The organism is Phyllobacterium sp. T2-21, from assembly GCF_055378485.1.
Window position 1 is genome coordinate 240,879 of the sequence record NZ_AP027916.1, and the last position, 19,429, is coordinate 260,307.

Sequence of the window (19,429 nt, forward strand, 5' to 3'; positions counted from 1 at the left end):
ATCATGGAAAACATAGATCTTACTATCGTATGGGGTGCAGTGATTGGCTTCGCTGTATTAGCTTATGTCGTCATGGATGGTTTCGATCTTGGCATTGGCATCCTGTTTCCAACCTTTGCCGTGGGCGACGAGCGCGACCAGGCAATGAACTCAATCGCGCCGGTTTGGGACGGCAACGAGACCTGGCTCGTGATGGGCGGTGGCGGTTTGTTCGCGGCATTCCCGCTTGCCTATGCGATCATTCTCCCGGCGACATATCCGCTGATGGTCGCGATGCTGCTTGGTCTTGTCTTCCGCGGTGTTGCCTTCGAATTTCGGTGGCGCGATCCGCGCCATCGTCCGCTATGGGATCTCGCCTTTTCGTTGGGATCCTTGGTTGCGGCCTTGGCGCAGGGGATGATCCTTGGCGCGATCTTGCAGGGAATTCACGTCGAGAATGACGCTTATGCGGGTGGATGGCTGGATTGGTTAAGCCCATTCAGTGTGTTGACGGGCATCGCCGTGGTGATCGGATATGCATTGCTTGGTGCGACATGGCTGATTTGGAAAACGGAAGGAACGAGCCAGGTCCATGCGCGGCGGGCGGCAAAGTGGCTTGGTGCAACGACGCTTCTTGCACTCGCGGCTGTCAGTGCGGCCACTCCTTTCCTGGATTACGACTACTGGCGGCGCTGGTTCGCGATGCCGGGCGTCTTGCTTACCGCCCAGGTGCCATTGCTGGTGGTTATATGCGCAGTGACGTTCTTCTGGAGCTTGCGACGCGAATTCGAACGTGCGCCTTTCTTGATGGCCCTTGCGCTTTTCCTGCTGGGCTTTGTCGGACTGGGGATCAGTATCTATCCCTATATCGTGCCTCGGACAGTTACGATTTGGGACGCGGCAGCGCCGCCCCAGAGCCAGATCTTTATGTTGTTTGGCGCGCTTGTCATCATTCCTGTGATCCTTGCCTATACAAGCTGGGCCTACTGGGTGTTCCGGGGCAAGGCCGGCATCCATGGCTACCACTGATGGCTGCTCAGGCTCCACTTTGGAAGCGACTTGCCTGGATGAGTGCAATCTGGGCGGCGAGTGTTGCCGCGCTTGGCCTTGTCGCCGGTGTGATCCGAATGTGGCTATCTGGCTGAGAACACCGGATCAGGCGCTGTTGGGCTGAGACCAATTGGCGGTGATCCCCCGGTTGAATGGCCAATAGCGCTGATCTGAGCGGGCAAACTCAATAACCTGCGAGAATTGGTTCAAATGGAGTTTAAAACCATAATTCAGAGTTTTTCAGATATGCGAACGATCATCGACAATGTGTGGGATCACAGTTTTGCTGGGGTCACAATTGGGCAGGTTACTCTTGCTGTATTGATACTGGCGATAGCAGCGATCGTGCGACGGCTGTTCGGATATCTAGCGTTGCGGCAAATCCGTTTTTGGTCCAAGCGGACAAAGAGCACGCTCGACGACGGGGTTATTGAAGCCCTGGCTGCGCCCCTTCGCTTTGTGCCGATTATGATTGCCATCTTCATCATATCAGCATTCTTGAGCGTTTCCCCGAGAGTGAAGGAGGTTTTTGCCGAGGTTAATCGTTCACTCATTGTGTTCGGGATTTTCTGGGCGTTGTTTAAGATCATCACACCGATATGTTCACTTCTCAAAGTTCGCACCGCGGTCTTTAGCGGGACGATGATCGGCTGGGCCGTGCGAGTGGCCAAGATCCTCCTCTTGTCGTTGGGTGGCGCGATCATTCTCGAAATCTGGGGTATCCATGTGGGTCCCTTTTTGGCGGGACTTGGGCTCGTTGGGGTCGCCGTCGCGCTTGGAGCGCAGGATCTCTTCAAGAATCTGATCGCCGGCATCTTCATCATCGGTGAGCAGCGGTTCCAGAACGGTGACTGGATTCTGGTCGATGGAATCGTTGAAGGGACAATCGAAACCATCGGTCTGCGGACGACAAAAGTGCGCCGCTTCGACTTGGCTCCAGTATTTGTCCCCAATTCTAAATTGGCAGACAATGCCCTAACCAATTTCTCACAGATGACCTACCGGCGCATCTCCTGGATCGTCGGCCTGGAGCATCGCACCACGGTCGAACAGCTTCGTCAGATCCGTGACGGCATTGAGAATTACATCAAAGGCAACGAGGACTTCGTCCAGCCTTCCCAAGCGCCGACTTTCGTGCGCATCGCCAGCTTCAGCGACTCCTCGATTGACATCATGGTCTATTGCTTTACCCGCACCACTGATTGGGGCGAATGGCTGGCGATCAAGGAGGCGCTGACTTACGCCATCAAGGACTTGGTCGAAAAGGCTGGGTCGGTTTTCGCCTTCCCGAGTCGTTCCCTTTATGTCGAAACCATGCCGGCCGGCACGGAACTGTATCCATTTCATCACGTGGATCCAGTGGCTCAATCTGAGTATGGAAAACCGCAGTTGCCGGAGCAGACAACAAACAATGAGACCGCTGCAGACCAGTAGGACCAAGCGTTTGGCTTGCCGGAAACCGGGCATCAGTCGGCGGAAAAAGACATGATTATCGACGTCTTTGTCGAAGATCCATCGAACTCAGTCGCATTCGATCTTGTCAAGAAAGAATAACCTCATCGTTCTTCGCACTGTGCGCGAGGTCAAGATAAGCCACAGAAATTTCGAGCCATAAGAGGGTTGCAGCAGCTAGGCGCATACCCCGACTTTTTGAAATTCGGGAGAATCTTTTGTCTATCATGATATCCGATCCGCCTCCACACCAACCGCCGTCGGCGAGACTTGTCGTTTACGCCGCTTTGGCTGGTAATATTGCTGTCGCAGTGATCAAGCTTGCCGCCGCCGTTATCACGGGCAGCGCCGCAATGTTTAGCGAAGCTGTACATTCGGTCGTCGATTGCGGCAATGAAGGGTTGCTTCTCTATGGCTATCGTCGCGCGACCCGGCGCCCGGATCTCGTGCATCCTCTTGGATTTGGTCGGGAGCTCTATTTCTGGAGTTTCATCGTCGCCCTGCAGTTATTCGCACTCGGGGCGGGCGTTTCGTTATATCAAGGGCTTCGACATGTCATTGCCCCTCAACCGGTCGAACACGCCTCGGTAAGCTATATCGTCCTTGGCCTTTCTTTTTTGTTCGAAAGTGCGTCCTGGATTGTCGCATGGCGAACCTTCGCGAAAGTCCGAAGGGGGCTGAGTTTCTGGGCAGCATTCCGGCAGAGCAAGGATCCGCCTGCTTTCATGGTGCTGTTCGAAGACAGCGCCGCCATTATTGGGATCGCCATTGCCGCAACGGGCATCGCGGCTGCCGACACGCTCGGGAAGCCAATCCTTGACGGCATCGCTTCGATCCTGATCGGGCTTGTTCTCGCACTCACCGCGCTTCTCTTGGCGATCGAGAGCAAAAGCCTGCTGATCGGTGAACGTGCGACGCCTGTTCTCGTCGACGCAATCTGCCGGATCGCCCAGGAACAATCGGGCGTGATTCATGCAAACAGCGCATTGACGACACAGCTCGCACCCGACCAGGCAGTGGTTGCGCTCAGCATTGAATTCGATGGCGCGCTCTGTACCGAGCAAATCGAGGCTTGTGTCGCGGCGATCGAAAGGCGGGTCCAATTGGCCCATCCCGATGTCGTCGCACTCTTTGTGAAACCTCAAACGCTGGAACGGTTCGAGCGCGCGCGGCGCAAACGGTTTGGCGACACCGCGATCTAAAAGCGGGATAGGTCGCGATTTCCAGTTTGTCCGAGGTGGCTTGGACAGATTGTCCCAATTTCAAAGCGGATTTACATTAAGCCATTGATATAATGAGTATTTATATGTTGGCACGCCTTTTGCTTTCATCTCATATGGCATGAAGGATTGCCACAGAAGGGAGATAGCTATTCGCATAGACCGATCAGATGAATTTCCTATTTGTCTGATGAAGGCACTCTCATGTGGATAGCCTTAAGAAACCACTCACCAAGCAAAAGGATGTTTCATGACGAATGTTTATCAAGTCAAAGCGCTTTCAGAAACATTTGCTGAGATGCATACTAAATGGAGATGGTTTGTTGTCCTCGGGATGATCTTCATTGCCCTAGGTGCGCTTGCAATCACCAACTTGCTCTTGGCTACGATAGTGACGATTGAGTATGTCGGGGTGCTCATTCTCGTCGCAGGTGTTGTGCAGATCATCCATTCCTTTGGCATCAAGACCTGGAGCGGATTTTTCTTATGGGTTCTAAGCGGCGTTCTGTATGCTGCAGCCGGTGTTGCGACTTTCGTAAACCCGCTCTTGGCGACGTTTGTCTTCACGTTGTTGTTGGGGATGTTGATCACGACGTCCGGCCTTTCGCGCTTCTGGCTCGGCATGATGGCGCGGCATGAACATGGTTGGGGCTGGATCGTTGTGTCCGGCGTCGGCACGACAGTTGCAGGATTTATTCTTCTATTGGGTTGGCCAGTCAACAGCTTGTGGTTGCTTGGATTGGTTCTGTCTATCGATCTGATTTTCCAGGGCTACGCGGTTTTGGCATTCGGTCTGCGGCTTAAGGAAGAGGTTTAGAACGGGACTGGCATCGGCAGATTGTGATCATCGGATTCAACCAGTCAGTCAAAATCATGTCTGCAAACTGAATTGGGGCGGATCATTTGAGTACTGTTTTGTGCATCACTTCCTTGGGGTACCGGACAGCAGGGTGTTGCCAAGAATAAGAACAAGTTGATGGGAGATGAAATGACTCAAAAGAACAAATTGGAAGTCGAAAATCGTCGAAAGGCAGCCGATAAAGCTGCGCGGGCGGAGGCGTCTGAAAACCGCCCGGGTGAGGCAATCGCTCCTGATCATTCTGGCAGCCGCGAAATCCATCAAAACGAGAATAGCGACGGCGACAACGACGCATTTGCGAAGCTAGAGGCTGAGAATGCCGAGTTGAAAAACAGGTTGCTTCGCGCATTGGCCGAAGTCGAGAATGTACGCTGGCGTGCCGAGAGAGATGTCAACGATATGGGCCAGTATGCGATTGCCAAGTTTGCCGCAGATATTCTGAGCGTGGCCGACAATATGGAGCGTGCCATTGCCAGTATCCCTGTTGAAGCCCGCCAGGGCGAAGGTGGAATCAAGACACTGATCGAGGGTGTGGAGCTGACGGAGAAAGAGATGCAGCGCGTCCTCGAGAAGCACGGTATCAAGAAGCTTTCTCCGGTCGGCCAGCGTTTTGACCCGCACTTCCATGAAGCGTTGTTCGAAGTGCCTGACACCTCTTTACCTGATGGCGCTGTCAGCAAGGTCGTAGAGCCCGGATATTCCATCGGATCGCGCGCGTTGCGTCCAGCGAAGGTCGGCATTGCTCGTGGGGGGTCGCAAAGCGAGCTGCCTTCAGGAAACAACGACGTACGTCAGAAATGAGCCCATAAAATTGCGTCCCGAAGCTTCACCTCCCAGATGAGGGTGGCAGCGAGCGCCAGCATGCACCATCGAGTTATGGCGGCCAACGCAAAGGAAACCAAACATATGACTGAGACTATCATTCTCGCTTCAGGCAGTCCTTTCACAAAGGCGGTTTTGGCCATGGCTGGCGTCGCCGTGGCGGATGTGCCGGCCAATTTCGACGAGCGGGCCGCGGAAGCACCACTCAAAGACAGTGGCACCTCGCCAGAAGATGTCGCTTTGATCATGGCGGAGGGAAAAGCGACAGAGGTGAGCAGACGTCAGCCAGGCGTTCTGGTTCTCGGGTGCGACCAAACGCTATCACGGGGTGATGAGATCATCCACAAACCGACAAATATGGAGGTTGCGCGGCGACGTCTGCTTGCGCTTTCGGGAAAGACGCATCAGCTGAACAGCGCCGCAGTACTCGCGCGCGACGGCGTGGCCATATGGCGTCATGTCGGCGTGGCCAATCTCACCATGCGCAAGCTTGATCCCGGCTTCATAGGTCGCCACCTCTCCCGCGTGGGCGACAAGGCACTGCAAAGTGTGAGTGTATATGGGGTTGAAGGGGAGGGTATCCAGCTTTTCGAGAAGATTGAGGGAGATCATTTCACCATTCTCGGGCTTCCATTGCTCCCGATCTTGGCCGAACTTCACACGCTCGGGGTAATAGACGGCTGAGGCTTCGAAGACCTCGGAGACAGCTACGCTGTTCGCTACCCAGACTGTACAATGCTCTTCAGGAAGGCAGTGTTTGCGGAGGATAAAACACGATGACAAAAAACACCTCTTTGCCGCCAATCGGCAAGCGCATCCCCTCGGAACGCCCCGCGCCTTGTTTGGCAAAAGCGGCTTGATCACATTCCACTTAAACTCAGCCAGATCATAACGTCCGTGGGCCATGGTAAACTCCGTTCGGAGTTTGAATCAGTTTTCAGCCGATTTGCCTATCGCTTATGGACATGCGACCTAGAGTGGCTGTTCTGCGGCCGGCAACAGCCTCAGCTGAACCGCGTGACTACGGTATCGGAAGATTGTATGCTTGTCGCATGGGACTACTGATCTTCAGCACCAACGTCACCTTAGACGGCTGTGTCGACCACCAAGAAGGAATCGCCGACAACGAGACACACGCCTTCTTCACTCGCCTCATGGACGAGAGCGGGGCGATGCTGTGGGGCCGCGTCACCTACGAGATGATGGAGAGCTACTGGCCAGTGGTCGCCCGCGGCGAAGCGGAGGTACCGCCGCCGATGCGCGAGTGGGCGGTTAAGCTGGATGCCAAGCCGAAGTACGTGGTGTCGTCAACGCGAAACAACTTCCCGTGGAACAATAGCCACCACATCGCCGGTGATCTGCGAACATGCGTGCAGAATCTCAAGGGGGCGACCCCGGCGGGCGTGCTCCTCGGCAGCGGCAAGCTCGCGGCTGAGCTAGATCGGCTGGGTTTGATCGACGAGTACAAGTTCCTCGTTCACCCCAGGATCGTCGGCCACGGCCCCACTCTGTACGAGAGCGGCTTGCCGAGCGCGCGCCAGCTCGAATTGGTTTCGGCGAAGCCGCTCCGCAACGGCGTTGTTGCTATGCACTACCGGCGCTCTTTGACGAAAGTCGCAAGGCAGGAATAGCTCATAGCCAGATTTTCACAACCGTGGGCGAGGCTTTCTCTGCGGCAACAAAATTAATGAGTATGCGACCCAGTACATTGTATGGCTGCGTTCGTCTTCAATATGGGTGTTTTGGCCTTTGCTGTTAATGCCCTGGGCGGGCTGTAGGTGAAGACCGGGCTGTCTCCATCTTCGCCATTCCCGGACGCCCTTACACCGCAGGAGATGATTGAATTCAAACCATGGAGGGACAATATGGCCGTCACGCGTGACAGCATTGCCGATACTTTGGAACTGCGGTTTATTTCGCGGTTCAAACACCTTATGACCATTCGTAGAGTCCCACGCAACGAACCCAGGACAATCCGATGACGCCGAAAGCAGTATTTTGGGACATGGATGGCACGCTGGTCGATAGCGAGCCGCTGCATGCCGCGGCGTTGGCATCCGCGCTGCGCAGTTTGAGCATAACGCCGCCGCCCGATCTGCATGAGCGCGTGCTCGGACGGGCGGCGCGGCCGGTCTACCAGATGCTGCGTGACGATTTCGGGCTGGCCTTGCCGTTCGACGAGTGGATCGTGCGCAAATACGAACACTATCTGCCACACGCCAGCACTTTGGGGCCACGGCCAGCCGCTCTTGAGATGTTCCGCGAGTTGAAAGCGCTTGGCGTCCAGCAAGCGGTGGTATCGAACTCCGACCGGCTGATCGTCGACGCCAATCTGCGTGCAGTCGGCCTGCAATATCCCGGCCTGATAACCGTGAGCCGCAATGACGTTCGAGCAGGCAAGCCCGATCCCGAGCCGTTCCTGCGCGCGGCGTGGCTGGCCGAAATCGATCCGGCTGATGCGACCGTGATGGAAGACAGTTTTACCGGTGCGTCGGCGGGGCTCGCTGCGGGCATGCGCACTATCTTCTGGCCGGAAGCGTCAACGACGGGCCCCGCTGGGGCGCTCGTCGCCAATAGCGCGGATGAGGCACGGGCACTGCTTGGACTAACTTAGCCAGCCGATCGACGTGACCGCCGACGAAAGCCCGGGTAAGACTAAGTTCGACAAGGCCTTGGCATACACATCAATTTGCACAACCTCCTAAGGCGGCGATTCTGCCGGCGCAACAGCTGCCAACCTGTTCTCGGCCAGCGATCGCTCGCCTGACGATATTCGTTTTCCGCGGCCGATCCCGGAAATTACCGCTTGGTGTTGGAAGCCACACTCGGCGCCGGTTTGCGCGCCAGTTCAATGCGGTTGGCCGTCACGTTCCAAGAACTGTCTCGATTTCCCAAGCTTTCCTTTTCTGCGAAGCCTCCCGACGTCCGTATGGACCAGAGGGACAGCCTGTCCGGGCAATCGTGGACATGCTGTCATTGGTCAATATGGGAGGGCGCCCAACTCATTGATATTTCTGAATGTTTAAACTGGCACGCCTTTTGCTTGCTTAAGTTGACAAGAGTGGAGGGCCGCGCGTGGGCCGATTTGCGCCAAGGACTTTGAGGGCGGTCCCCGAGCCAACCCACCCGCATCTGCATTGCCGTGAAACGGACTGCTGCCGTGGGGCGGCAAACACGAGGGAGGATTGCCATGACGACTGACGCTGATGTGCTTGACCGGCCAACCGGGGCCGGTGTCCTGGATCGAGAAAGAATTATCGCCGAGCCAGGGTTCAATCGATGGCTCGTGCCGCCAGCCGCATTGGCGATCCACCTTTGCATCGGCATGGCCTACGGCTTCAGCGTATTCTGGCTGCCCTTGTCGCAACTGTTCGGCCCAGAACAACCGGCGGGATGCACCGACCTGAATCTTATCTCTATGCTGTTCACCACAAGCTGCAACTGGCGTGTGTCCGACCTTGGCTGGATCTACACGCTGTTCTTCGTTTTGCTCGGCTGCTCTGCAGCGATCTGGGGCGGCTGGCTTGAGACGGTCGGCCCGCGCAAGGCTGCCGTCGTGGCGGCGTGCTGCTGGTGCGGCGGCATGTTGATCGCTGCGGTCGGCGTCATTTTCCACCAGCTGTGGCTGATGTGGCTCGGCGCGGGCGTCATTGGCGGGGTTGGCCTCGGTCTCGGCTATATCTCGCCGGTTTCCACGCTTATCAAATGGTTCCCAGACCGGCGTGGCATGGCCACAGGCATGGCAATCATGGGATTCGGGGGCGGTGCGATGATCGGCGCGCCTTTGGCGAATCTTCTGATGGGCCTCTTCAAGACTCCGGATACGGCCGGCGTGTGGCAGACTTTCATCGTCATGGCCTGCATCTATTTTTTGTTCATGATGTGCGGAGCGTTCGGCTACCGCATTCCGCCCGCGGGCTGGCGGCCGGAAGGCTGGACGCCGCCGGCCGCCGCCAAGACGTCGATGATCACCACGCGCCACGTGCATTTGCGCGATGCCCACAAGACCAGGCAATTCTGGATGATTTGGCTTGTCCTGTGCCTCAATGTTTCGGCCGGTATTGGTGTGATCGGCATGGCGTCGCCGATGCTTCAGGAAATCTTTGGTGGGCGGCTGCTCGGTCACCCGGAACTCGCCTTCAATGATCTTTCGCCTGAGCAAAAGGCGGCAATCGCCGCGATCGCGGCCGGATTCGCCGGGCTTCTCTCGCTGTTTAACATCGGGGGGCGCTTTTTATGGGCTTCGGCGTCCGACAAAATTGGCCGCAAGAATACCTACTACACGTTCTTTATGCTTGGCATCGTACTCTATGCTCTGGCCCCGACGGCGGCACATTCCGGCAATCAGCTTCTATTCGTCGGCATCTTCTGTGTGATCCTGTCGATGTATGGCGGTGGCTTTGCGACTGTGCCAGCCTATCTGGCGGACATCTTCGGCACACAGTTCGTGGGCGCCATTCACGGCAGACTGCTGACCGCCTGGGCGACGGCGGGCATCCTCGGCCCGGTGCTTGTGAACTACATCCGCGAGTTCCAACTCGCGGCCGGTGTGCCGCGGGCACAGGTGTACGACTTCACGATGTACATCCTTGCCAGCATGCTGGTGCTTGGCCTAATCGCCAATTCAAGGGTCAAGCCGCTCGCCGACAAGTGGTTCATGTTGGATGAGGAAGTGACGGCGCTGCAGGCTAAATCCGCGGCCGCGCAGACTGGCCCGACCGGCTCCTTCGGTATTGGCAGGGGTGGCCTTGATGGCAAAGCGCTGCTCGCCTGGGCGGCCGTGGGCATCCCGATCCTGTGGGGTATCTGGAATACGCTCAAGAGTACTGCCGCATTGTTCTGATATCGAGAATAGCTTCTGCTTAACCTTTTATGCTCGTGGGCCGTCGTAAAATCAGCATGAGTGCAGCGTTGTCGGCCGCGCCGAGACCTGACGAGACAAGCATCCTGTGGATCTCCATGCAAAGAGAGGTCATGGATATGACCGTCCCGGTATGACGCGCCAACGACTGGACGGCGTCGAGATCCTTGACCATGTTCTCGATGCCGTCCAGTCGGCGAATAGTAGTCGCTAATGCGTTCTGGCAAATTCATTGAGTAAGCTCTCGGTTATGATCATTGAGGTGTTGATGGTGGAGGAGCCTTCCATCATCTATAGTGTCGGGTAGAGCTGAAACTTTGTGATCGAGGCGGATGATGAGTTTCGACTGGCTTCCAAGACTGAAAGGCCACGCTGACTTGATGCAGCGACTGGTAAAAGAAGTTCCCAACGCGCTGGAGCGGCCCGGTCTTCAAGCTGATCAAGCATCGCGGCTGCTTGCGGTTATCAACAAGGGCGCATTGGATTTTGATCAGGTGCTGCAAATGATGAAGCTGGAGGAGGTCGATGAGTCTTACCGTCGTGCAGCCGACAGGCTCGCTGATATCTGGTCCAATCTTTCTACTGCTGCTACCAACAAGTTGCGTGTCTTGCAGAACGAGGAACCAAGCAAAGCGTCGAATGCTCCGATTGGAGATACAGGTGAGCCTGCCCAGAGCGCTGATCACGAACAGTCGGTTGGCGCGCACGAGAAATCCGCCATACCGGACGAGAGGAGTGACGCCGAAGACTAGTTGTTCGGGGAGATACCTTCCAATCGCATGCAGACGTGCCAAGGCGAGTTCGCCGCCAGCGGATTGATGAAGTGATAAACTGATCTTATGATAACTGCGCTGAGTTTTTGGATCGTTGGATTGTTGTCGCGCACCAACCCTTTGAAGGCCGGTTGTTTCCCGGAAATCAGCAGAAGAGCATCGGGCTACATGCGCGATGAAGAGTGTTTTGCCATGCGGAGGATACACGATGGCTACAGGTACCGTTAAATGGTTCAATTCGACAAAGGGCTTTGGCTTCATTCAACCTGATGACGGAGGGGCAGATGTATTCGTACATGTTTCTGCCGTCGAGAGGGCTGGATTGCGTTCACTCAATGATGGCCAAAAGATCAATTACGAGCTCGTGCAGGATCGTAAGACAGGTAAAGCGTCTGCCGACAAGCTGAGCACCCAGTAATTCTACGCAGCTCACCTATTGATGATGGTCGGTTTCGGGCAAATAAATAGGTCGGACGTAAGTCCGGCTTATTATTAAATTGAATTTTGTGAACGAAAACTGTGCGGCAAGGATTCTTGATAGTTGGGAGAAGAGCACACATCGCTGCGTGCTATCGATCTGCAGGTCGTTTGATCTTGGTCGATGCGGTGCTGGGAGCATCCGTCTTTTGACTATCCTCGACAGCATCAGTTGCCGATTTGAGCAATTGAGCGTCCCAAAGCGGTTGTCGATCCTGGGCGACAATTCGCCGACCGTTGCGTTTTATTTCAACGACAAATGGTTTCGCAGGTTTCATGTGAACTCTGATTTGGGCATTAGAACCGATCAAGGTACCATTCATTATAAGATATCAGAACAACAAATCATACAGCCCATTGGGAACATCATGTTGAATGCTAGCGAGCACGCGCACGTAAAATGATGTTGCGGCTCCCTGAAAGCCGACGGGCAACAAAACATTCCGAAACGACCAACGGGTAAAGGCAGTATAGCTCCGCTCGTTTGCTCTAGGGAAGGCTGATCGCCGCGGATTTAGCTGCTTCGTGATCCAGTGTGCTGCGCATCCGCATCAAGCTGCCCATGAATTCTACACCGTTGGCCATAGAATCCATTATGACACGTGCGGTCCTGTTCACGGCGATACGATCCCCGTTTAGTGGAACAGTAGAGGGGAGTTCGATTAAACCAAGCGTGGTCATGGTCTTGTAGGTATTGCTGAGGTGAAGGCAGGACCACTTCATAGACATCGTCAGCGGGCACTGAATGTAGAGGGCAGGTTGTGTGTGCCGGAGGGACAGTCCCTGCTCGTCGCGCAGGGTGAAAGTCATCTCCACCGCATTGTTCAGACGGAATTCGTCGTGAAAGATTCGGCCAGCGATGGTTTCGCATGCCTTCATCAGCTCGGGAACGCCGACACCGTCGAGGGACTGGCTGATTACCGCCGAGGCATTTTGGCCCTCGTAGCGCACGTTCAACTGTGCCGGGTTGTGCGACGTATCGACGGTGACCTCTTGAATAGTCAGCTTATAGGGAGCGCTGAGGTTCCACATGGCTTGACTCGCTTTCTCATCATTTACGGACGAGGCGAGTTTAGTACATCCCATCACGTGGATTCAACATAGACCTGTCCGCTGCGGAAAAAGCTTCGGCAACGGACCTGAGGGAACGATTGCCGAGGAGGTGGGAACTATCCAAACGCGGCGTCGACATCGAAGGTGGTTAGCTTGGCCTCAAGTGCCCGCATTTCCTCATAGTCCATCACCTTCATGATGTCCTCGATGCTGACCAAGAGATCTTCCCGATTGACGGGCAGCCCGGTTTCGGCGACTTCCCGCATGATGGAGAGCGCTGTTGTCATCGCATGGATGGCCGCTGCGGGCAGCATCCGCGGCAGGCTAACGCGCCGCACACCTATTTCCTTGAGGCGTGGCAGCGGAATGAGGGGGGTTGTGGGCCGATGCCGGATGCCGAAGCCCATGTTGATAGTTACAGGAATGCCCGCAGCATCAACGATACGCTTGATATCATCCTCGTTGCGAACGGCATCGGGAAAGATCATATCGGCACCCGCTTTGGCGTAGGCCCGAGCGCGTGTAACGGCGCCTTCTATCCCCTCAATCGCCAAGGAATCGGTGCGCGCAATAATGGCGAAATCGTCGTCACGACGCGCCAAACAGGACGCCTCGATCTTCTTGACCATTTCGGCCGGCGTCACGACGGCCTTGCCGGGCATATGGCCGCAGCGTTTGGGGCTGACCTGGTCTTCGAGATTGACGCCGGCGACGCCGGCCTCCTCGAACATTTTGACAGTGTGATAAACGTTGACAGGATTGCCGTAGCCGTTATCAGCATCCGCGGTCAGCGGAATCGATACGGAACGCGCAAGGTTGCGGCAATGGTTGACGTTTTCCGTTAGCCCCATGACCCCAATATCGGCGATGCCGAGCAAAGCGTTAGAAATTGCCGCGCCGCTGGTACAGGCGGTTTTAAAGCCGGCGTCTTCGACGAGGCGGATCGAATAGCCGTCATAGACGCCGGGTGAGATGATGAACTCTCCCGATCTCAAGATCTCGCGGAATTTTTTGGCACCTGTGGTCATAAAGGCTGCACTCCAAGTCTAGCAATGGGTCAGATGTCGGGAAGATTCTCGCCGTCGAGATGATCAAACAGATTGCGCGCCGCCCTCCGCACATGTGAGCGCATCAATGATTCTGCTAATTGTGGATCGCGTGCCTTGATGGCTCGCAGGATTTGCCAGTGCTCATCATAGGCCTCCTCCTTGCGCTCGACGACTGCGCCGGAATGACGGCGATAGATTCGTAACAGGTGATAGAGGTCCCCGCACAGGAGGTTGATTATCCGGGCGTTGCCGCAGGCGAGCACGATCCTCTCGTGGAAGTCGAAGACGCCTTTTTCCGCTGTGGCGTTTGCAGCATAGCTATTGCGGCTTCGCTCCAGTTCGGAGATCAATGCGTCGATCTCCATATCAGTCATGCGTCGCGCATCGATATTGCAAGCCATGCCCTCGAGCGCCATACGCAATTCGAAAAGCTCGCGCGCGGTCGTCGCGTTCAAGGTAACAACGCGGGACTTGATGTAAGGCTCGCGAGTGATGAGCTGAACACCCTGCAGGCGACGGATCGCCTCGCGTACCGGGCCGCGACTGACGCCGAATTCTTGTGCGAGCGTCGCCTCATTGACGACACTGCCAGGAGGCAGGCGGCCTTGGTAGATCGCGTCCAGGATTGCCTGATAGACCATGTCGGAGCGCGGCGTTCCCGCCTCGCTGACTGCTGCTTCGAATTGAACGCTCATGGTCATAGGTTCCTCAAATTCCCTTCAGCACTGCAGCCACCATGGGTTGATTGGGTGAAAGTGTCAACTCTTTAGGCGCATATCGTCATAGTGTCAACACTATTTGACGATTTATCGGCTATTACAAATTAAAGCGATATAAAGTGTTGACATTTTAGCAACTGCATCGCTTAATTGGACAACGACGGACAAGAGCCGCAGGGAACGAAGGCAATGCAGCAGGAATTTCAATGGATGGGGCGCTCGATCCGTTATGCGGACGTGGCACAAGCCGCGGAAGCCGACGGCCGATCCATCAGAAGCCTGCCTTATGTCCACCGCATCCTGCTTGAAAATCTCTATCGTAGCCGGCTGTTGGGGCGCCCGGTATCTGATGCAGATGTCTCCGCTCTATTGAATGAATGCGGAGAGGCGGAACTCCCGCTTTATGTGAGCCGAGTCATTTTGCCGGATTCGAGCGGCTTGCCGGCGTTGCAGGATCTCGCTGCCCTGCGCAGCGCCGTCCATCGTGCCGGCGGTGACGTCTGTGGGGTCGATGCGCTTGTCCCTGTTGATCTGATTGTTGATCATTCGTTGCAGGTTGATTTTTGGGGCGACGCCGAAGCTGAGCGGCGAAATCTTGCGTGCGAACTGGAGCGGAACGCTGAGCGATACACCTTCCTAAAATGGGCCCAACAGGCATTTGGTCGACTGCGCATCCATCCGCCGGGCACCGGCATTATCCATCAGGTTAATATCGAGAGCATTGCAACCGTGGTTGCGTTGGAAAATCTGAATGGCGACGACTGGGCTTTCCCGGATTTCGTAATAGGCGGCGATTCCCATACGCCGATGGTCGGAGGCCTCGGCGTTCTCGGCTGGGGCGTCGGCGGGATGGATGCCGAAGCGGCGATGCTGGGTCAGGCCTATATCTTCCCGCGTCCGCAGGTCGTCGGTGTCCGACTTTCAGGCCGCATTCGTCCGCCCGCCATGACGACGGACGCCGCTCTTCTCGTCACGCAGAGGCTGCGCGAAGCCGGTGTTGCTGGTTGCATGGTGGAATATTTCGGTTCGGCGGTCTCACATCTGACTGTGCCTGAGCGCGCCACCATTGCCAATATGGCTCCCGAGTATGGTGCCACGTGCGGCTTCTTTCCGGTTGACGCTCAGAGTCTGGTCTATCTGCGTCAGACCGGCCGCAGCGAAAGCCACATCAATCTGGTCGAGGCCTATTGTAAGGCCAATCATCTATGGCGCGCAGATGCCGCTGAATGCCCCGGCTACGACCGTATCATCAACATCGATCTTTCTGAGGCCACGCCGAGCCTTGCCGGTCCTCGACGCCCGCAAGATCGCTTGCCACTCAACCGCGTCGCGGACGATTTTCGTGAGAAACTGGCCTTACCGCTCTTGCAGAATGGCTTTGGTGCCGAACTTACGGACTCCGATACAAACGATGCACTGCCCGGTCACGGCAGCATTGCGCTTGCGGCGATCACCTCATGTACCAATACCTCCAACCCCACCGTCATGATAGCCGCCGGCCTCGTTGCGCGCCGGGCGGTAGAGCACGGCCTCACAGTTCCCGCGTGGGTCAAAACCTCGATGGCGCCCGGGTCCCGCGTGGTCACAAGCTATCTGGAAAAGGCAGGGCTGCTGTCTTTCCTCGAAGAACTCGGCTTTAACGTTATCGGCTACGGCTGTACGACGTGTGGCGGCAAGTCCGGTCCCCTTCCACACGAAGTGGCGAACGCTATCGAGCGCCGCGGTCTGGTGGCCGCCGCCGTACTGTCGGGCAATCGCAACTTTGAGGGGCGCATTCACAAGCTCGTTCGCGCCAATTATATCGGTGCGCCGCCGCTTGTCGTGCTTTATGCCCTGGCCGGACGCATCGACATCGATTTCGACCAGGAGCCAGTCGGTTACGGCGCCAACGGCGCGCCGGTTTATGCACGCGATCTCTGGCCCTCTTGCGAGGAGATCGAGGCGCTTTTATCCGTGGCGAGCGACCCGGGTCTGTTTTCAGCAGTCTACGGCCATCAAGCCGCTGGCGCGGCCGCATGGCGCGCGCTTGACGCGGCGGACGGTCAACTCTTCCCTTGGGACCGCCATTCGCATTACCTCGTCGAACCGCCCTTCTTTAAAGACGCTACAGAGTGCGACCCGGTTGTTGACCTGGTGAAGAGGCTCGACCAAGCGCGAGTACTCGCCGCTTTCGGGGATTCGCTGACAACGGACCATATTTCGCCGAGCGGTGAAATTCCACTGGATACACCTGCTGGAGAATACCTGAAAGCTGCAGGTATCGCGCAAACGGACTTCAACACCTATGTTGGACGGCGCGGCAATTTCGAGGTTATGAAGCGCGGGACATTCGCGAACATCCGCATCAAAAATGCACTGACGCAGGATGTGGAAGGGGGCTTCACCCGACATTTCCCAGATGGCGAAGTTACAACGATCTTCGAGGCAGCCGAGCGTTATCAGCGGGAAGGCGTCGCGACGATCGTGCTGGGCGGGAAAGAATACGGCACCGGATCGAGCCGGGATTGGGCGGCCAAGGGCACCGCACTTCTTGGTGTGTGCGCTGTGATTGCTGAAAGCTTTGAGCGCATCCATCGCGCTAATCTGGTCGGCATGGGCATATTGCCCCTGACTTTCCTGCCGGGCGAAGGCTGGCGTCAGCTTGGGCTCGACGGGAGTGAGAACTTCTCCTTCCAAGGCATCATGGATGCTGTGCGTAGCGGCACAGCGGTTCAGGTGACGGCGACCAGCGACAAGGGGGCCGTCGTTTTCGAAGCTAAGCCACAACTCCTCACGGAGGCCGAGCGCCGGCTTCTGGCGGCGGGTGGCATACTCCGGCGGGTCCTAACAGATTTTTCGCCTTCAGGGCGCGGCAATAATGGATAAGGCGATGACACTTGATCTGGTTCTCAAAAATGCGAAATTGGCTCTGCCGGGCGGCGGATTGATCCCTGGCGTGGTCGGAGTGAAAGATGGCCGCATTGCGATCATCGCTGACAAGGCCGATGATCTGAGTGCGGGCGAAACCATCGATTGTCAGGGCTTATGGTTGTTGCCTGGCGTGGTCGACCCGCATGTGCATTTCGACTTCGGTAACCCCGAAACCGATTTCCAGACCGAATCGCGCGCGGCGGCGCTGGGCGGCACGACAACTATTTTGTCATTCCACCGTTCTAAGGATCTGCGTGAATCTTTTCCAATGGTAAAGGGACGCGCGGAAACGCAAAGCTGTATCGATTTCGGTCTGCATTTCGGACTGACCAGCCAGCTGCATGTCGAGACGCTCGACGAGGTGGCGCGCCAATTCGGCGTCTCCTCCTTCAAGCTCTATCTGATGTACAAGGGTGCCGCCGGGGCCGCCAAGGGCTTCACTGAGATCGATGACGCGCTGCTTTACACCGCACTCAAGGCGACTGCCGCTATTCCCGGCGCGGTGATGGGCGTGCACTGTGAGAATGTTGAGGTTATTCCGGCGCTCCGCCCCGCGTTAAAGGCCGCTGGTCGCAACGATCTCAAGGCATGGAACGAACAAAGCCCCGGCTTTCTCGAGGCGGAAAATGTGTTTCGCGTCTGCTATTTCGCGGCGCAGACGAATACCCCGGTCAATATCGTGCACATGAGTAGCAGCGAGTCGCTGGAAATCGTGCGCCAGCAGCGCCAGATGCGCAAACGTCGTCTTGGACCGCCGATCTATGTTGAAACCTGCCCACACTATCTGATCATGGACGACGAGTGGCGAGCGGGGAGCCTCGCAAAGGTCAACCCTCCAGTGCGCAGCAAGGCCGATATCGAAACCTTGTGGGAAGGGGTTTTCGACGGTTCCGTTACGACCATTGGTTCCGATCACGTAGCGCGCAAGCGGGAAACCAAGGATAAGGACATCTGGAGCGCCAGCGCCGGGTTCCCTGGTTCCGGACTGCTACTGCCGTTAATGCTGCATGAGGGGTATCATCGCCGCGGGCTGCCGCTCGAGCGCGTCGTCGAACTGACGTCAGCAAATGCGGCTAAGATCTATAACATGCCCTCAAAAGGTAGCATCGCGGTCGGTAAGGACGCCGATCTGCTGATTGTAGATCCCGACCTTGAACGCACGGTCGATCATGCCGTCTCTGAGTCCTTTTCCGACTATTCGCCCTACCAGGGCATGACGCTGAGAGGTTGGCCGGTGCGCACTTTGGTGCGAGGCCATACCGTCATGCTCGACGGCAAGATCACCGACAAACCGCGCGAAGCACCCTGGGGCCGCTATCTCAACCGCTACGCTTGACCCATTCGCAACTTTCAAAACCGCATAGGCTGTAGGATGACTGAGAACACGAGAATATGGGATCGCTTTCTGACCGAGCGCGACAAGCAGGTTTTCAAAGCCGCCGGCTATGGAAAACGCGGTGGGTTTGGCAAGCGGCCGGCGCTCTTCATCATCGACGTCCAGTATAATTTCTGCGGTGATACCCCACAGGACATCCTGGACGGACTGAAGCAGTATCGCACTCATTGCGGTCGCGAGGCCTGGGCGGCGGTTGAGCATATTGTTCCGCTTTTGGAACTGGCGCGCGAGAAGAACCTACCGATCTTCTACACCGAAAGTGGCCGGCGTCCCGATCTCCTGGACAGCGGTGTGCAAGTTGCCAAAAACCATCGCGGCGGTGAGAGAACTGTGATCGCTGGAACCCATGATACCCGTACTGTGGGGCCACTCGCGCCGCGCCCGCAAGACATGCTGATTTCCAAACAGAAGCCGTCCTGCTTCTTCGGCACGACCTTCATGAGTCAGCTCAATTTCCTCGATGTCGACACACTGATCCTCGTCGGCTGCACGACTTCCGGTTGCCTGCGCGCCACCACCGTCGACGCCTATTCATTTAATTTCAAAGTGGTCATTCCAGAAGAAACCGCATTCGACCGCTTCGAGGCGAGCCACGCCATTAACCTGTTCGATCTCAATTGCAAGTACGCAGACGTCATCCCAACCGGTGAAGTCGCTGATTACCTACGTGATCTGCCGAAGCGCGACTGATTTTGCCTTCAACAAGACATCCCCATCATTGGGAGAAAATGAACCATGACCATAACCTTCACGCCCACACCACCTGAAACAACTTTGCCGCAGACCGAGATCGACGTGGACGGCGTGCG

18 protein-coding genes are annotated in these 19,429 nt (G+C 56.5%); 15 read left to right on the forward strand and 3 right to left on the reverse strand.

The genetic code is table 11. From position 1 onward, the window contains the following. The first annotated feature begins 3 nt into the window (after positions 1-3). From cydB to ACZ5FP_RS26010, 12 genes are all read left to right on the forward strand, one after another. Positions 4-1,008: a cytochrome d ubiquinol oxidase subunit II gene (gene cydB, locus ACZ5FP_RS25955; RefSeq protein ID WP_464665359.1), complete on the forward strand. Its 1,005-nt coding sequence runs from the start codon at positions 4-6 to the stop codon at positions 1,006-1,008. Between the two features lie 38 nt (positions 1,009-1,046). Next, on the forward strand, positions 1,047-1,124 hold the full coding sequence (locus tag ACZ5FP_RS25960; RefSeq protein WP_464665406.1) for a hypothetical protein: 78 nt from the start codon (positions 1,047-1,049) through the stop codon (positions 1,122-1,124). Positions 1,125-1,239: 115 nt separating this feature from the next. Continuing rightward, positions 1,240-2,463 (forward strand): mechanosensitive ion channel family protein, encoded by a 1,224-nt coding sequence (locus ACZ5FP_RS25965; RefSeq protein WP_464665360.1) that lies wholly within the window; start codon positions 1,240-1,242, stop codon positions 2,461-2,463. A gap of 245 nt (positions 2,464-2,708) precedes the next feature. Further along, complete coding sequence (locus tag ACZ5FP_RS25970; RefSeq protein ID WP_464665407.1) at positions 2,709-3,683, forward strand: cation diffusion facilitator family transporter; 975 nt, start codon at positions 2,709-2,711, stop codon at positions 3,681-3,683. Positions 3,684-3,951: 268 nt separating this feature from the next. After that, entirely contained in the window at positions 3,952-4,518 is a 567-nt protein-coding gene (locus ACZ5FP_RS25975; RefSeq protein WP_464665361.1) for an HdeD family acid-resistance protein, read from the forward strand. A 171-nt stretch (positions 4,519-4,689) separates the two neighbouring features. After that, positions 4,690-5,361 (forward strand): nucleotide exchange factor GrpE, encoded by a 672-nt coding sequence (gene grpE, locus ACZ5FP_RS25980; protein WP_464665362.1) that lies wholly within the window; start codon positions 4,690-4,692, stop codon positions 5,359-5,361. A gap of 105 nt (positions 5,362-5,466) precedes the next feature. Continuing rightward, positions 5,467-6,066, forward strand: coding sequence for a Maf-like protein (locus tag ACZ5FP_RS25985; protein ID WP_464665408.1), 600 nt, complete (start codon positions 5,467-5,469; stop codon positions 6,064-6,066). A 368-nt stretch (positions 6,067-6,434) separates the two neighbouring features. Further along, a complete protein-coding gene (locus ACZ5FP_RS25990) occupies positions 6,435-7,013 on the forward strand; it encodes a dihydrofolate reductase family protein (RefSeq protein ID WP_464665363.1) in 579 nt (192 codons plus the stop codon). 347 nt (positions 7,014-7,360) lie between these two features. Beyond that, positions 7,361-7,996: an HAD family hydrolase gene (locus tag ACZ5FP_RS25995; protein WP_464665364.1), complete on the forward strand. Its 636-nt coding sequence runs from the start codon at positions 7,361-7,363 to the stop codon at positions 7,994-7,996. 576 nt (positions 7,997-8,572) lie between these two features. After that, positions 8,573-10,225 (forward strand): OFA family MFS transporter, encoded by a 1,653-nt coding sequence (locus tag ACZ5FP_RS26000; protein WP_464665365.1) that lies wholly within the window; start codon positions 8,573-8,575, stop codon positions 10,223-10,225. Between the two features lie 350 nt (positions 10,226-10,575). Next, the gene (locus ACZ5FP_RS26005) at positions 10,576-10,995 is read left to right on the forward strand and encodes a hypothetical protein (protein ID WP_464665366.1); all 420 of its coding nucleotides are present in this window, start codon (positions 10,576-10,578) and stop codon (positions 10,993-10,995) included. 229 nt (positions 10,996-11,224) lie between these two features. Continuing rightward, entirely contained in the window at positions 11,225-11,434 is a 210-nt protein-coding gene (locus ACZ5FP_RS26010; protein ID WP_464665367.1) for a cold-shock protein, read from the forward strand. Positions 11,435-11,982: 548 nt separating this feature from the next. Here the strand turns inward: ACZ5FP_RS26010 and ACZ5FP_RS26015 are convergent. The 3 genes from ACZ5FP_RS26015 to ACZ5FP_RS26025 form a co-directional block, all read right to left on the reverse strand. Then, the gene (locus ACZ5FP_RS26015) at positions 11,983-12,525 is read right to left on the reverse strand and encodes a hypothetical protein (protein ID WP_464665368.1); all 543 of its coding nucleotides are present in this window, start codon (positions 12,523-12,525) and stop codon (positions 11,983-11,985) included. Between the two features lie 137 nt (positions 12,526-12,662). Continuing rightward, complete coding sequence (locus ACZ5FP_RS26020) at positions 12,663-13,574, reverse strand: isocitrate lyase/PEP mutase family protein (RefSeq protein ID WP_464665369.1); 912 nt, start codon at positions 13,572-13,574, stop codon at positions 12,663-12,665. A 29-nt stretch (positions 13,575-13,603) separates the two neighbouring features. Then, positions 13,604-14,290: a GntR family transcriptional regulator gene (locus tag ACZ5FP_RS26025; RefSeq protein ID WP_464665370.1), complete on the reverse strand. Its 687-nt coding sequence runs from the start codon at positions 14,288-14,290 to the stop codon at positions 13,604-13,606. Positions 14,291-14,503: 213 nt separating this feature from the next. On the opposite strand from ACZ5FP_RS26025, the gene acnA reads away from it, so the two are divergent. From acnA to ACZ5FP_RS26040, 3 genes are read left to right on the forward strand one after another with little or no spacing between them, the layout of a single operon-like run. After that, positions 14,504-17,179, forward strand: coding sequence for an aconitate hydratase AcnA (gene acnA, locus ACZ5FP_RS26030; RefSeq protein ID WP_464665371.1), 2,676 nt, complete (start codon positions 14,504-14,506; stop codon positions 17,177-17,179). Between the two features lie 4 nt (positions 17,180-17,183). Next, a complete protein-coding gene (locus tag ACZ5FP_RS26035) occupies positions 17,184-18,560 on the forward strand; it encodes a dihydroorotase (protein ID WP_464665372.1) in 1,377 nt (458 codons plus the stop codon). Positions 18,561-18,596: 36 nt separating this feature from the next. After that, positions 18,597-19,310 carry an isochorismatase family protein gene (locus ACZ5FP_RS26040; protein ID WP_464665373.1) on the forward strand — a complete coding sequence of 238 codons (714 nt, stop codon included), beginning with the start codon at positions 18,597-18,599 and terminating at the stop codon, positions 19,308-19,310. Positions 19,311-19,429 lie beyond the last annotated feature (119 nt).